General features: G+C 31.6%; 12 protein-coding genes. 8 read left to right on the top strand and 4 right to left on the bottom strand.

The annotated features are described in order from the left end of the window. Positions 1-13: 13 nt before the first annotated feature. Positions 14-1,288, bottom strand: coding sequence for a DUF5103 domain-containing protein (locus IPK88_04605; GenBank protein ID MBK8242685.1), 1,275 nt, complete (start codon positions 1,286-1,288; stop codon positions 14-16). 61 nt (positions 1,289-1,349) lie between these two features. Next, positions 1,350-2,399, bottom strand: coding sequence for a 23S rRNA (adenine(2503)-C(2))-methyltransferase RlmN (rlmN, locus tag IPK88_04610; GenBank protein ID MBK8242686.1), 1,050 nt, complete (start codon positions 2,397-2,399; stop codon positions 1,350-1,352). Positions 2,400-2,508: 109 nt separating this feature from the next. Here rlmN and IPK88_04615 point away from each other — a divergent pair, with 109 nt between their 5' ends. Next, positions 2,509-3,513 carry a DUF3089 domain-containing protein gene (locus IPK88_04615; protein MBK8242687.1) on the top strand — a complete coding sequence of 335 codons (1,005 nt, stop codon included), beginning with the start codon at positions 2,509-2,511 and terminating at the stop codon, positions 3,511-3,513. Between the two features lie 42 nt (positions 3,514-3,555). Here IPK88_04615 and IPK88_04620 read toward each other — a convergent pair whose 3' ends face one another. Continuing rightward, entirely contained in the window at positions 3,556-4,020 is a 465-nt protein-coding gene (locus IPK88_04620; GenBank protein ID MBK8242688.1) for a hypothetical protein, read from the bottom strand. A 5-nt stretch (positions 4,021-4,025) separates the two neighbouring features. Further along, positions 4,026-4,634, bottom strand: coding sequence for a DNA-3-methyladenine glycosylase 2 family protein (locus IPK88_04625; GenBank protein ID MBK8242689.1), 609 nt, complete (start codon positions 4,632-4,634; stop codon positions 4,026-4,028). Between the two features lie 158 nt (positions 4,635-4,792). Here IPK88_04625 and IPK88_04630 point away from each other — a divergent pair, with 158 nt between their 5' ends. The 7 genes from IPK88_04630 (at position 4,793) to IPK88_04660 (ending at position 17,054) form a co-directional block, all read left to right on the top strand. After that, positions 4,793-6,478, top strand: coding sequence for a DUF1800 domain-containing protein (locus IPK88_04630; GenBank protein ID MBK8242690.1), 1,686 nt, complete (start codon positions 4,793-4,795; stop codon positions 6,476-6,478). Positions 6,479-6,508: 30 nt separating this feature from the next. Further along, a complete protein-coding gene (locus tag IPK88_04635; GenBank protein ID MBK8242691.1) occupies positions 6,509-8,095 on the top strand; it encodes a DUF1501 domain-containing protein in 1,587 nt (528 codons plus the stop codon). Between the two features lie 591 nt (positions 8,096-8,686). Next, positions 8,687-9,319: a response regulator transcription factor gene (locus IPK88_04640; protein ID MBK8242692.1), complete on the top strand. Its 633-nt coding sequence runs from the start codon at positions 8,687-8,689 to the stop codon at positions 9,317-9,319. A gap of 291 nt (positions 9,320-9,610) precedes the next feature. Continuing rightward, positions 9,611-11,554: a sensor histidine kinase gene (locus IPK88_04645; protein ID MBK8242693.1), complete on the top strand. Its 1,944-nt coding sequence runs from the start codon at positions 9,611-9,613 to the stop codon at positions 11,552-11,554. Between the two features lie 172 nt (positions 11,555-11,726). After that, complete coding sequence (locus tag IPK88_04650) at positions 11,727-12,170, top strand: hypothetical protein (GenBank protein MBK8242694.1); 444 nt, start codon at positions 11,727-11,729, stop codon at positions 12,168-12,170. 35 nt (positions 12,171-12,205) lie between these two features. Continuing rightward, complete coding sequence (locus IPK88_04655) at positions 12,206-15,580, top strand: T9SS type A sorting domain-containing protein (protein ID MBK8242695.1); 3,375 nt, start codon at positions 12,206-12,208, stop codon at positions 15,578-15,580. Positions 15,581-15,662: 82 nt separating this feature from the next. Continuing rightward, positions 15,663-17,054, top strand: a complete 1,392-nt coding sequence (locus IPK88_04660; GenBank protein ID MBK8242696.1) for a hypothetical protein — start codon at positions 15,663-15,665, stop codon at positions 17,052-17,054. The last annotated feature ends 9 nt before the right edge of the window (positions 17,055-17,063 follow it).

Here is a 17,063-nt window from a genome sequence, read left to right on the forward strand (position 1 = left end):
TATATCAACCATTTTAATTTGAAGTAAACCTACCTGCAAAAACAATTCTATCATTTCGATCTCCAAATCCTTTATAATAAACAAGTACAAAATAATCATTTTCTGTCTCATACCAGTCACCTTCAAATTCAGAAGTACTGATATTACCTTGATCATCTAATGTAGCATACATGTAATTAAAATATGAATTTTTAAACAAAAACGAACCTAAATAGGCTCTTTTTGATTCATCATAGGTCATTTTAAATTCATCCTTTAATTTCCAATCAGAAAGAGCTCCATATATGTATACCTCTCGTTCGTCATGCCGACTTGTCTTTATACTTGGATAACACCAAACATATTCTTTTATATAATTATCTCTGGCATATTCAACATCATTTTTTGAAATATAAAATCTTCCATTGATATCTATATCAGAAAAATAATTTCTGTCTGCGCGAATTTCATCAGGAACAAAATAACAATTATACTTACCGTCCCTTTCATCCCAATAAGATATTCCAAAAGTCTTTTGTTGTACTGACCTAATATCCTTGTATCTATATTCCTTCATTGCAGGAAATATTATTTCGTCTTTTCTGACATAATTAAATTTATCACTGGAATAATTAAAAGGTTCTTTTAGGATAATTCTGGTATTCGGATTTCCATTTTGAAAAATTTCAACTTGTAGTTCCTGTAATGGATTCAAAACTTTATAAGGATACGGAGCTGTAATATTCATTTCTATGGCCTGATGGGAATAATATTTGGCTATATCCGCAGCTGATACAAATTTAACATCCACTCTGAATCTATTTTGAGCAACATAAATCTTCCTGGTAAAAAGCACATTCTCATCTTCATCATATACTATGAGCAAATAATTTCCAGTTGACTTAAGGTTCAATTCAGTACTCGGAAAATTAATCGTGTAGTGGATATAAGGTACAAGCGTTAATTGTGATGATTTGTAATTTGTAATGAGTTGCTCATTAATACCCTCCAAATATTCCAAAGGATCCAAGTCTACAGGATTCCAATTTCGATCATACAATAATAAACTATATGAAATTCTTCGAGGCTTGTTTTCCAATAAATCAAAATGAATATTAAATTGATATACGGAGTCTAAATAAAATATGGGTAGCGATAAAGTGGAATTCACATCTTGAAAATAAATCGATCGCACTGTTGGTATATAATTGGAGTCACTTGCAATGATTTGACCATTGCTATTTTGTCCTTTCAGCATATGAAATGAACCCATCATTAAAACAAAAAAAATAGAAGTAAATCTTAACATGTATCCCCTTATGTTTGATGAAATGGCAACGAAAAAATGAATAATAAATTGCATGCGAATACTAATTTTGATTGGCCAATTGTCCACATGCGGCATCAATATCTTTTCCTCGGCTTTTTCGAACTGTAATCATTATTCCTCTGGCACTTACCCATTTTGCAAATTCATCGATTCGGTCTGATGTTGATTTAATATAATCTATTCCCTTAACTGAATTATATTCAATAATATTAACCATTACCGGGAACTGACTGCAGAGTTTTACCAAATTTTTTGCATCCTCAATATAATCATTGTAATGTTCAAATGCAATGTATTCATAACTTATACGATTTCCTGTCTTTTGGTGAAAATATTTCAAAGCACCCATAAGTGAATACAAATTATTACTATCGTTTATGGGCATCATTTCACTCCTCTTTTCATCATTAGAGGCATGTAAGGACAATGCTAAATTCAACTTGATATTCTCATCTGCTAATTTATAAATCATTTTTGCAATTCCTGCTGTAGAAATCGTAATTCTGCGAAATGACAAATTGGGACCAGAAGAAGAAATCAATCTACGTACACTTTGCACTACGTTTTTATAATTGAGCAATGGTTCACCCATGCCCATATAAACTACATTGGTTAAAGCTTGGCCATAGGTCTCTAAGGCAATTTTATTGACTTCAATATATTGATCAAATATTTCTGCAGTTGTAAGTTGACGAATCAGTCCCATTCTACCCGTCGCACAAAAGGTACAGGTCAGACTACATCCCGCTTGTGAAGATACACAAACGGTAAACCTATTTTTATCATCTACCGGAATTAAAACAGATTCAATTTTTTGACCATCATGCAATAAAAATCTGAATTTAATAGTACCGTCTGAACTGCGTTGTATTTTGTCAGTAATTAACTTATGGATAGTAAAATGCTCTTCCAGTAATTGTCTTCTTTCCAAACTAAGATTGGTCATTTCTTCAAAAGATCGAACTGCATGTTTCCAAAGCCAATCTTCGATTTGTTTAAAGCGATATTTTTCAAAACCTAATTCGGACAACCGCAGTTTAAGTTCGTCAGAACTTAAAGTCAAAATATCTTTTTTTTGTATAGTTTTCACGAAAATGGATTATTGAGTATAGTGTAGTTTGCTTAGATTTGCCAAATTATGGTCAAAACTAGGGATAAATCCGCGGATTCAATAGGTTAATGGCTAATTACTTTGATTTATGAAAAAAGGACTGTTTATACTGTTTATAGTTGCATTATGGTCATGTAGTACAACAAAACCATCCGAGGTATTTAATTCTGCTCATTTAGGACCTAATCCAGATTATTCTTTAGCACAAAATTGGGCTGCATTACCAGACCGATTGGATTTTGCGGACCGGACTCCCAAGGGATTTATAGACAAGCAAAATCAAGCAGATGTAGATGTTTTTTTCTTATATCCAACCACTTATGTTGGCAAAAAACATCAAAATAAATGGAATGCCTCTGTGGATGATCTTAAACTTAATAAAACTACTGATGAAAGTTCCATCCTATTTCAAGCCAGCATTTTTAATGCTTCAGGAAAAATATACGCTCCAAGATACCGTCAAGCTCATTATCAGGCCTTCATATCTGAAGATAAAAATTCAGCTTCTCAAGCTTTGGATGTAGCATACCAAGACGTTAAAAACGCTTTCCAATATTATTTGGAACATTATAATCATAACAGACCAATAGTTTTAGCGGGTCATAGCCAGGGTGCATTGCATTTAATCCGACTATTGAAAGAATTTTTTGATGATGGATTGTTAAAAAATAAATTAGTGGTGGCCTATGTGGTTGGCTATCCAGTTCCAAAAGATGCATTTAAACATTTACAAGTATGTCAGGACGAACATCAAACCTCTTGTATATGCAGTTGGCGAAGTTATAAAAGAGGGTATGAACCTAAATGGCTTGGCCTGGAAAAACCAATGATGATTACAAATCCATTGAATTGGAAAACCTCAGAAGACTTGGTACCTAAAGATAAAAATCTAGGTTTGGTGGTAGATATGAAAAAGACTGCCATTCCTTCTGTAAGTGCCCAAATCTACAAAAACATACTATGGACCAGCAAACCAAAATTCAAAGGCAGTTTTCTCTATCGAACCTCGAATTTTCATCGGGGAGATTTTAATTTATTTTATGTTAATGTTAGAAATAATTTAGATACCAGGGTTTCAAGTTTTTGGAAATAAAAAATGCCAGCCCGAACCTGAATATTATAAAGATTTATTCGATTAATTGGTTTCCAATAAACATTTCACTTCTGCTACTAGGATAGCAAGCATTATGATTCTTCCGGTATCAGATATTGCAATATCCTGATCATCTGATGGACCAATAGAAAGTTCGATAAATTCATAAAGGTCCTTTTCTTCAGATTGATTCAAGTAATGATCTATACAGGTTTCAAAATCTTTATGATCATTAATAAATTCCCAAACTGATTCCTCTACTTTAACAATAAATGCTTCATCCAATTCCGGAAGTGCTCTATACTTGGACACTGTATGATAAATAATTGCGAATAAAAATAAGCAATAATCCATTTCATCATCAGTAAGCAATGAAGCATGTGTTCCTGCTAAAATATCTATTAATATTTGGTGACTATTTTCTAATGCTTCAAATGCCGCATCTACAATCTTGGGATCATGTTCAAAATTAGCAATAGTCTGGTCTAATTGATCGTGTGTAATCATTGGTATTATTGTTTAAAGTCTCTTGATGCCCATAAATAAAGACAAGCTAAAGTGCGGTAAGGTCTCCATTTTTCGGCAATTTTTAACATTTTTTGCTTGAGTTCTTTTTTCTCTAATTTTAACTTATAAGCATTTATAATAGAGGACTGAATTCCAAAATCATCTACAGCAAATACATCCTGTCGTCCAAGACAAAATATAAGTACCATTTCAACTGTCCATTTTCCAACTCCTTTGATCTGAGTCAGTTCTGCAATAATCTGTTCATCACTCAAACCAATAAAATCTTCGTTTTGTCTATTGTTTTCTTCAAAATACATGGAAATATTATGTATGTATTGAGCTTTTTGGAGCGATAAACCAACCGATTTAAGTAAGATAGGTTCAACATTTAATATGGCTTTTGAACTGGGGAAAGTCCCATCAAAAAAATTGATAAATCGATCGAGTATTACTCTGGCAACTTTAGTGGATAGTTGTTGACTCACTATAGAGCTAATTAAATGTTCTCTTACCTGACCATCAAATTCAGGAAATGTAACATGATCTTTAGGCAAGTTGCCTATGATCTTCTTCAATTTAGCATCCTTCAATAAATGACTATGTGCCTTCATTTGGGCAAATTTAATCTAAATTGACTCATTTGGCGTACGAATATTATCAGTGGTCATTCCAATTAATGTTTAATTATTAATTTAATGTAGATAAGCAACAAAATTTAATAAAAGTGAATCAGGAAATTATGTATCTTTAACATCAAATAAAATCAATTATGGCAAATGTAGCTCCATTATTACCTTATAGCGGACCTTTCGACAGTCCTGAATTACTGCATCTGTTGCGCCGAACATTATTTGGCGTATCAAAAGCTGACTTAAATTTTTTTAAAAATAAGTCCCTGAATGAGGTTGTAGATGCCCTATTGACGTTTAACAACACGGTTCCACCACCTATAAAATACTATGGATTAAGAGTGAATAACTTGCCTGATCCTTCGATGTTAGATACAGAGGTTAAATATGGAGAAACTTGGGTAAACACTCCAATTAATAATCAAACCAATAGTCCTGATGGCTCCAGAAGGGAAAGTATAAAAGCTTGGTGGATGGGTCTTATGATACATCAGGATAGAAATTTACGCGAGCAAATGGTTTTGTTTTGGCACAACCATTTTTCTACAGAAGCTAATGAAATTGGTAACTCATTTTATTCTTATTTTACCAATGTTTTGTTGAGAAAAAATTGTATCGGAAATTTTGAAACATTCCTCAATGAAATTACTCTAGATCCGGGAATGCTTAGATATCTTAACGGATATGTAAATAAGAAATCTGCTCCGGACGAAAATTATGGTCGCGAGTTGCAAGAATTATTTTCAGTTGGTAAAGGCCCAGGATCCAATTATACTGAAGATGATGTCAAAGCTGCTGCCCGCCTACTTACAGGTTGGAGTATTACTACCACAACAAAAGATGCTCAAGGCAAAACTGTCAATATTATTCCAAAAGTTAGTTTTAACCCTGCGAATCATGATATCGCTGATAAAAAATTCTCATCTTTTTATAACAATACAACTATTAAATCATCTGCTACTAATGATGAAGCCGGTGCTAAAAAGGAAATTACTGAACTCATTAAAATGATTTTAGCTACTGATGAAGTTTCTAAATTCATCTGTCGAAAGTTATATACTTACTTTATATATTATGAAATTTCACCTACAGTTGAAGTTGAATTGATTGAACCATTAGCTTTGATATTTAAAAATAGTTCATACGATATAAAAACATTACTAAAAGCATTCTTTACATCAGATCATTTCTTCAAACCAGAGAACAGAGGTTGTCTAATCAAAGATCCTTTGTGTTTTGTAATATCTAAAGTACGTCAATTTGGAGTTGTAATTCCAGATGCTACAAAATTCGAAGCGCAGTACTATTTTTGGTCTACATTTAAGAATTATGCTAGAAATATGGGTCAGGATATCCTCGATCCCCCAAATGTTGCTGGATGGCCTGCATACTATCAGACTCCATCATTTCATGAAATGTGGATCGATACGGCAACTTATCCAGAAAGAAAGGTTTATTATGAGAATTTGTCTAAAAGTGGAATTAATTCCGGTACGTATTATTTTGACGCCGCAAATAAAAGCATACTCATCAAAGAAGATCATCTTGGATTTGTAAAATCATTGGATACACCGGAAGATCCCAATGCACTTATTGATCAATCGGTAGAACTACTTTTTGGTGTTCCAATATCCCAAACGGTAAAAGATCAACTAAAAACATCCTTCTTACTTCAGGGTCAAGTAAGTGACCATTATTGGACTGATGCCTATTTATTATATGTATCTAATCCTTCCACAACAGATCCAGCTGCTAAAAAGGTACCTACAATTCTTAGAGATCTATTTTTGGACATGCAGTCTGCTGCTGAATTCCATTTGTGTTAATTCATTCATCATCCAACAAAATTTACTACAATGAAAAGAAGACAATTTATACAGTCAGTACCGGTAGCTATAGGTGGTATGTCAGTTACATCTTATGCTTCGACTCCAATGCTTTCAGCCTTGACTTCAGCCCTTTATGATACCGATCGTGTCTTAGTTATCGTTCAAATGAGTGGCGGAAATGATGGATTAAATATGGTGTTTCCATTAGATCAATATGATACTTTGTTGTCTCATAGAAGTAATTTGTTGATGGCTCAAGATAAAATTCTAAGCTTATCGGGGACAAACGGAAAGACTGGTATTCATCCAGCCATGAATAGATTCAATGAACTATGGGATGAAAAAAAATTATCAATCGTTCAGAGTGTTGGTTATCCAAGTTTTAGTTTTTCCCATTTTAGAGCTACGGATATATGGATGTCAGCTTCAGATTCTAAAGAATTTTTAAATTCTGGCTGGGCTGGAAGATATTTGAATTATGAATACCCCAATTACCCAGTTGGATTTCCAAACCCTACTTTACCTGATCCACTTGCCATCCGAATAGGTGGAAGTGTCGGTCTGGGATTACAAAACATGGGAGTGAATATGGGTATTTCCATAAATAATACAAATGACCTACTTAATTTAACAGGATCTATATACAAAGATCAAGCTACTAGTGATTTTAAGGGAAAGGAATTACTTTATGTTCGTGAAGTCCAAAGACAAACGGATAAATTTGGTGATTCAGTTTCAGCTGGAGCTATGAAAGGTAAAAACTTATCAACATTGTACCCTACCGGATCTGCACCAGGAGCTTCTTTATCCAATGCGCTCAAAATTGTCGCTAAACTCATTTCAGGAGGATTAAAGACTAGAATATATTGGGTAAGTACAGGTGGATTCGATACCCATTCTAACCAAGTTTCAACCACTGATAAAACAACAGGAAATCATGCCAATCTCTTAAAAGGGGTTTCAGATTCTATCCATGCATTTCTTGATGATTGTAAATTACTCGGTGTTGAAGATCGAGTAGCTGGAATGACATTTTCAGAATTTGGAAGAAGGATTAAAACAAATGCATCTATTGGAACTGACCATGGAGGTGGCCAACCCATGTTTTTATTTGGTAAGAAAATTGTACCCGGTTTGGTAGGAAAAAATCCAACGATTGATCCTGCGGCAACGGTTAATTCCAATATTCCTATGCAATATGACTTTAGGTCAGTGTATGCCTCAATCCTTCAAGACTGGTTCTGCGTACCAAAAGATGACTTAGAGAATGTATTGCTTAAAAACTTTCAAGCTTTACCTTTATTTGATCCTTCTGGTTGCATCCCTACAGATGTTCATGATCAAAATAATAAAGCCGGTGAAAATCTGATTTATGCCTATCCAAATCCATTTACTACGACTACTAAAATTAAAATAGAAACCAAAGGAGATCATACATCGGTTCAAATATTCAATAATGAGGGAATACTCGTAAAAACCTTATATGATGGAATATTAGAAGCGGGTAAATATGATCTACCATGTGATTTGGAAGATGCACCTGCTGGAACTTATTACGCAAGAATTCAAAACGGCAAACTTCAACAAGTTAAACCAATAATGAAAATGAGATAAATGATACCTTGCTTGAGTTTTTTTAAAATTTGAAACTCAAATTTGGTTCGTTTTATTAGCTTTGCCAAATGGCTAATAATACATCACCTCATATACTAAATACTTCTGCTATACTTTTAGGCTTCTGCCTATTTGTCATTACTTCTCTACATATTTCCAATATGGTGGAAACAGAAATCATTGATGAGTTAACATCAATCGTTGCTGTTTTACTAACGCTATCAAGTATTTTTTCTTTTATCTCAATAAAAACAAATAATACTAAAAAAGAAAAATCCTTTGAAAATATAGCAGATTATTTCTTCATCATATCCCTGCTTGGCATTTTAATCATAATCTTACTGATTACTTTGAACTACATAAAATAGATCCATTAAACAGAAATATAAATTTTCCAAAATCACTGTATTGCAAAAGTATAAAATAATAAAATTAAATAATATCATCACCTATTAATTGAAATCAGGAGTACTACAACATTGGCTTAATTGTTACAATTAGAGTAGTAAATAATAGTCAAAAAAAAGATCCCATGAATATGTAGGTAAAAAATATGTTTAAATCAGCTTATTTTGTCCATAAATAAAAAAGATGATTAAAATTCTAATATATGAAGATAGTGAAGACTTTGCAGATAGTATAAAAGATCTTATCAATCATGCTTCCGGCATGCAAGTCCTTGCTCATTTTACACACGCCAAGGATGCGATAAGGCAAATTAGACTGTATAAACCTGATATAGTGCTCATGGATATAGATATGCCTGTAACTAATGGCCTTGAAGGACTTAGAAATATTAGGGCTGAAAAAATGGAAGTAACAATTATAATGTTAACTGTTTTTGATGATAATGATAGAATTTTCCAATCCATCTGTTATGGCGCATCAGGTTACATACTAAAAAAGACGGCTCCCGACAAAATGATTAGTTTCATCCAGGAAGCCCAAGAAGGTGGTGCTCCGATGACACCTTCTGTAGCCAGACAGGTATTAAAATTATTCTCTCAACCATTCCAATTTAATATTGAATTACAAAAACTTACACCTAGAGAAAATGATGTACTATCTCTATTGGTGCGTGGTTATAGTTATAAAATGGCAGCCGGTGAGATCAATATCAGTATAGAAACCCTAAGATATCATATTAAAAATATTTATACTAAACTGCACGTAAATTCAAAAAGTGAAGCCGTAGCCAAAGCGATTCAAAATAAATTGGTATAATAAAAGCAACATATGACTCAAGTCAAAAGAAGATTAAATAACAAAATCTATATTTATAAAACATCACACTATATTTGGACTGCTAATTCAAATATGACAATAGGTCAATGCTATTTCGATTTTAATTTAAATTATACTACTTTTCCAATTAGGATCTTAAGATTTATTAAAATTGAATTCGTAAATTTATATGTTCTTATCAGAATTTCTACAAATAGAATGAAAATTATCAATTCAAGTAATTTTATAAAAATATTCTCAATAAATTCAATCAAATAATAGATCACCATTTTGAAATCTAATATTCCCCTTTCTTTCAAATTTTTTAATGCTCGTATTAGATACTATGTTTATATTATAATATGCTTAATATGTCTTGCAAGCAAAGCCTATTGCCAATCAAGATCAATATCACTTACGGATACAATAATTGACATATCCAATGAAACTTTAAGCTACATTGATGAACAGCGAACCATACAAGATACGGTTCTGATTGATGAAATAAAATTTGAACCTCTAACCAAAATAAAATATAAACGTTTCTACAATCAAGTTAGATTTTGTCAATGGCTTAAAATCAAACTAATTAATCCAAACGACACCAGCATTGCTATTCAACTCCATGTAGGTAAGTACGCATTGATAAAACTATTTAAATATAATAATTCTATTCAATACATTGCTTCCGCAGGGTTTACTGATTATACAAGCAGTGCAAATAATATAAAACCTAATTATGGTATTAAGGTCCTATTAAATCCCAATGATAGTATAAGCTATTATATACAAATAGAACACTATGGAAAAATTAATGAAATCCCTAAACCCAAATTAATCATATCCTCTACTTTTAATGATTGGGTTTTAAAGAATGATTCGAACAATCAAGGTTTGGCTTTTTTTCATTCATTAGTTTTAGGCGGCATATTTACGTTAGCGTTATTCATGTTAATTTATTTTTTCTCCAATAAAATTTCTGAATATTTATTTTATTCTTTATATTCATTTACCATTTTTCTGTTTTTAGAAAGATCATTTGAATTAAATTCTAATATTAGATTTATTTCTCAATTATATCCATATTACTTCTATCAAATGCCTACCGTATTAAATTTAATAGCAGCTATCTTTTATGTTTTGTTCATTCAACATTTTACTGAAATTAAAATTAAATATCCGGTAATATATAAATTATCAAATGATTTTTTGAAAATTTTTTCTATCTCATTAGTAATTTTTATTTGTTTGTTAGTTTTTGATTTTTCATCAAGATGGTTCATTATTTTTAATTTATTACTCAACTTTTTACCACCTATCGGAATGTTGGTCTTAGTATTGGTCATTTATACTAATGATAGCAAGAATAAATTAAATAATTTCATTTTTATAGGGTTTTCATTTTTATTTATTGCAGTCATTTTTAGCATTCTCTTAAATAATTTTACAGAATGGTCTACTTTAAACATCCCGCCAGCCACTTATTTAGAAATTGGAGTTTTGTGTGAAATTCTCTGCTTGGCATTAGGTCTTGGGTATAAATCTAATAGGATTGAAAAAATAAAAAATGAAACGGAAATACTTAACTTACAATTAAAAATAGAAAACATTACCAATATAGAGCGTCTTAGATCTGAATTATCCAGAGATTTACATGATGATATAGGAAGTACACTTAGTAGTATTAATATATTAAGTAGAACTACCAGAAATAATCTACAAACTGGAAACATAGAAAAAGTCAATATTGCATTGGAAAAAATCAATGAACGAAGTCAACGCTTACTTGAAAAAATGAGTGATATTATTTGGAATATCAAACCAGATAATGATAGTTTGGTTGCAACTATGAGCAGGATGAGAGAATACAGCACTGCCCTACTCGATGCACAAAATGTTCATTACAACTTTGATTTTCCACCTGAAAACGATGATTTCTCAATATCTTTAAAGATTAAAAGTACATTGTATTTAATATTCAAAGAAGCGGTTAATAATTTAATCAAATATGCACATTGCAGTCATGTTAAACTAACATTAAAAATAACACATCAAAGTTTATACTTGACTATAGAAGACAACGGTATTGGCTTTGATATCGATCAAATTACACATCAAGGAGGACTTTTAAATATGCAACACAGAGCTGAAGAAGTTAATGGAACTTTAAATATTTTCAGCCAATTAGATCAAGGCACCCAAATAGAATTATCAATACCCTTAACTCATAATTAATATATTTCTATTCAACCAGGTAATATGTAAATGCCAAATAAGAAATTATTGGTTAGGTTATTTTTCCTACATTTTATACAGGAAAAACACCCCCCCCTTTTATGTGGTTGTATTTATTTTTACACCATCATACATTTGCAGTATCATTCATTAAATTTTAAACTATATTAACATGAACAGAATAAATTTAAAAATGCTTACTTTAATTGTATTGTGCTTATTTGTTGAAATGATTCATGCTCAAAAAATAACCGAGTGGATAGGTGGAGCATCCGGAAGAGAGCAAGATTGGTTTTGTAATAAAAATTGGACTACCCAGACAGTACCCAATGAATTTAGTACAGTTATTATTAAAAATCGCTTTACAAATAAAACGTTTTATCCAAAAATAAAATGTGGTATTGCGAAAGTCTGGAATTTAGAAATGGAGCCTTCAGCGGAACTTTTCATTGAAAAATATGCCGAACTTTGGGTTATGAATTCCATCCAAATAAAAAATAAAAAATATATACACTCCAAAGGGAAATTACTATTCCTCAATTCAACTTCATTTGCCCGAAATAATACTCAAAATGTTGTGAATGATGTATGTTCACAATTGAAATCAACTAATTAATGGATCCCATTCATCACAAAATAAAAAAATAGAAAATGAAAAGATTTAGTCTTTATTGTTTATTCTTAGTCAATGTACAAATAACTATTGGCCAACAGTCATATTCCACACCAAACAATTTCTTTGATCTAAGAAAACAAATTCTTTCAAATATTAAAAATGAAACCGTACAATTTAATGAGCCAGAAGATGAAAAGGATAATGCCATGGCCAAATTCAAACGTTGGGAACAATTTATGTTGCCTCGTGTAGGCCCAAAAGGAGTCATGTTTAATTCTGACGCAGTTTATAATGCATACAATAATTATTATGCCCAAAACAAAACACCATTTAATATTAATCCATGGTCAGCCATTGGCCCATTTTATGATCCTCCCAGTGGCCCATATTATGGCACACGCGTTGGAGTAGGCAGAGTCAATTGCATAGCACAACATCCACTTGATAGTCAGACACTTTACATAGGTAGTATGGGTGGTGGAATTTGGAAAACAATAAATGGTGGGCGATCATGGACCTGCTTAGATAACCAATTACCAAGCATGAGTATTAGTGATATTGCCATAAATCCAATACATCCTGATACCATGTACATTGCAACAGGTGATGCCATTGGCAATTATACCATTACATCAAATCCCGATTTTCATCAAGGTCATTATTCATGTGGCGTACTTATGTCAACTAACGGTGGTCTATCTTGGCAACCCACAGGATTTACTTACGAACAGTATCAAACTGAGAATATTTACAGAATGATAATCGATCCCATCCAACCTCATCATTTGCTATTAGGATGTGACAAAGGATTGTTTCGTTCAACAAATTCCGGGAATTCATGGACACAATTGGATACTACAAGAACTTATGATTTATTGATCAATCCATTGGATGCTACTAAATACTATGCACTTACCAATAATAGTCAAAAACTAAAGCGTAGCTATGACGGCGGTGCTAGTTTTAAAATTGTCAATTTAACAAATTTAGTTGGTGCGTCAACTTTAGGCCACATCAGAATATCCGCAGCTGATACTTCTAAAATCTATGTCCTTCGTGGTGCTGGACAATTAATTCGAAGCGATAATGGTGGAAAATCATTTAAAACAATCAACAATCTATCTAATCCCTTTTTTCATCAAGGCAATTATGACAAAGCTTTTGCGCTTTCACCTGTTGATACATCGATTGCTCTAATTGGTTTAGTTGATTTAGTAAAAACCACAAACACAAGCAAAACTTATGTCAAAGTTGATTCCATTGAATCCCCAACGAAAGGCATTCATGTTGACTTTCATAGTTTACAATTTTCCATATTTAATCCAAGTACTATCTATGCGGCTAATGATGGCGGAATATATGTAAGCCATGATGTGGGTGAAACATGGAATTCATTAAATAATGGATTGAATATTACACAATATTATAAATTAAACACTTCCAATTTAAAACCCAATTCAATTATTGCAGGAGCTCAAGATAATTCCACACATTTGTTTGACGGTACAAATTGGTTTACAGTGAATGCCGCAGACGGTTTGGATTGTAGTTTTGACCAGGGTGATGAACAGGTTGTTTATGCTGCTATTCAATACGGCTACTTGTACCGTTCAGATGATGGCGGAGCAACATTTTATAATCTAATCACACCAACTGAATTTCAAGGTGACTGGGAATCTCCATTTATAATTAATCCATTAAATAACAAGCATCTTTACTTTGCTGGAAATAAAATTTATTTATCATATGACAAAGGCGATCATTGGAATATTATTTCACCCGTTCTAGATGAGAATCTTCCCATTACTTCAATTGCTATGTCTAAAGCTGATACGAATACCATTTACGTAGCGTCTTATCACAATATTTTTGTTACGCAAAACAATGGCATTTCATGGGAAAATATAACTAATGGATTGCCAAGTGATTCAGCATCCATTACTGATGTTAAATTAAGTGACGTTAATTCTAAAATAATATATGTTACCTTTTCCGGATTTCATGATGGAAAAAAAGTTTACCAATCTAATGATGGTGGAAAACATTGGAATAATATATCCGGATCATTGCCAAATATTCCAATGAATACCATCGCTATCCAAAATAATACACTACATGATATTTATGTTGGTTCTGATTTTGGTGTGTTTTATAAAAATGATACACTTATTGATTGGAAGTCTTACAACAATGGAATGCCTGGCGTTATAATTTCAGATCTTGACATCAATACCCGAAATGGAAAACTTTATGCTGCCACCCATGGCAGAGGTATTTATTCAGTAGATCTTTTTACTCCAAGCGATGCCATAACACAAGATGCTTCCATTACGCAAATCATAAGTCCAGAAAGATTAGATTATTGTGATAGTGTATCTTCCCAATTAATCATTGCATTAACCAATTATGGAACCGATACACTTAAAAGTGTTCGTATAAATTATGTAATAGATAATCAGCCTCAAGCAAAATTATGGACTGGTAAGCTTCCATCAAAACAAACCCTCATAGATACTATAGAAAATATTAATTTATCAGGAGGTGTACACCATATTATTGTGAATACTTCTATGCCAAATCAAGAGATGGATCAGTATTCCCTGAATGATGAAAAAACAAGATTTATTTTTATAAATAATTCAACGGTACCAAAATTAATGGAAGATTTTGAAAGTGGGTTTGATCCGCCTTTGGAATGGTTTCAAACAGGAAATATGTGGACCGAAATTCAAGGCTATGGTGGATTTGGGCTATCTCAACATGCCTTACTTGCACCATTTTTTAATTTTTTAAATGGGACTGATTATTTTATTTCTCCTAGAATTGATTTAAAAAATACTTCAGCTACTGTCTTATTAACTTTTTCTAGAGCTTATGGTATTTATGAACAAAATTATAAGGATACTTTGATGATTAGCATTTCAACAGATTGCGGACTGACATGGCTTCCCATATACCGTAAAACTTCAGTTGAACTTGCGACTACCCTTAAGATTTATAACGATGCGTTTACTCCTACACCAAGTGATTGGGTTAAAGATACTGTTGATCTGACTATGTATAAAGATCATGAAATAAAATTAAGATTCGAAGGTCATAGTGGTTTCGGAAATTTACTTTTTCTGGATGATATTAATATTAATGGAACCATAGTATCAACAAAAAATAACAAAATATCTGACATTAATATTTATCCAAACCCCACTCAAGGCATAGTCTATATTGATGATCCAAATCATGAAGTATATAAAATTTTGCTATTTGATCAACAAGGCAAATCAATAGCTAATGAAACTCCAATTACTTCAAACCAAATACTAGATTTATCAAATTATCCAAACCAAACTTTTATCATTAAATTGATGACTAAACTTGGAGTAATTGTTAAAAAAATAGTTCACATAAATTAAACAAATATTTCCAAGGCAAGGTAATTTCTATTTGTAAATCAAATTATATAACTTTTTGAATCTTCATTAATTAAAACTATTCGTGATTACATTTTTTAAATATTTCTCACTTTCTTTTTTTATATGGATCTGTTCCCCATTGGATAGTTTTGCTCTATCTGTTGATTCTTTAAAAAATCATATCCAACATGAATCAAATGCATTTAAACTATACAATTTATATAACTTACTTTCTGATGAATATAACAATTCCAGTCAAATAGATAGCCATAGAATGTGCGTTAGAAATATGTTCAACATTGCCAAACACACTGGAAAAGATAGTCTTATTTCAAATGCATATTTAAATTTATCCTTAAATTTTAATATGTCAGGAGATTATGCTTCTTCACTAGCTCAATTAAATTTGGCTTTAGAATATGAAAAAAAATGCAATAATAGTGTCAACCTTGCTCTGATATATAAAGAAATTGGGATTTGTTATAAATATATGTTAAGTTATGTTTTAGCAAAAGAATTTATTTTAAAGGCATTAACATTGAGCAAGAGTGATGAGAGCTTAAATGAACGAATTTATGCCCATTTAGCTGAAACATATCTCGCTCTTCAACAAACAGATTCAGCCTTCTATTATATTCAATTAGCGAATGAGTATTCCAATGAAAATACTGATCCTTATGGATTTGCCAGATCTCTATTTATCTTTGCCAAAGTATATGATGCGAAAGGTGAACATGCATTAGCTTCAACATTTTATTCCACCTGTCATCAATTTTGTTTGAAACATAATTTTTCAATGTCCTTGCTAAATTATGAGTTGCCATATGCTCAATTTTTGTTTCATCATAAAGATTTAAATGAAGCTTTGTCCATCGCTCAATTTGGATATCAAAAGGCTTATGCAAGAAAAGATTTTAGTTATATTAAAGATTTAACTAAAACCATTAAAGACATATTTCTTGCACAATCAAATTTAGACAGTGCCTTTAAATATGGAATATTATATCAAGCTAATGCTGATAGTTTAATTGAAATAAAAAAAATATTTCAAGATCAGAATTCAAATTTTCAAAGTTACTTACTAAACCAAAAAAAAGAAATTGATGATCAAATAAAAATATCAGAGAGAAATAGAATCACTCAATATGTTTTTACATTTGTAGTTATTTTATCTTTATTGATTGTATTATTTATACTTTCATATTCTGCATATATCAATGAACGTCATATTAATTATTTAGGCATATTTCTAATGATCATGATTTTTGAATTTATTAATTTACTTTTATTTCCCATTTTAAATAAAACGACAGAACAAAGTCCAATAATTATGCTAAGTATTATGATTAGTATTGGAGCGATTATCATTCCAATTCATCATAAAATAGAACATTGGATGATACATTTACTTCGGACTAAAAATAAGGAACAGCATTTAAAAAGAGTTAAAAAAACATTGGAAGAATTGAACTAGAATCATACT

The organism is Candidatus Defluviibacterium haderslevense (assembly GCA_016712225.1).
GTDB classification, from domain to species: domain Bacteria; phylum Bacteroidota; class Bacteroidia; order Chitinophagales; family Saprospiraceae; genus Vicinibacter; species Vicinibacter haderslevensis.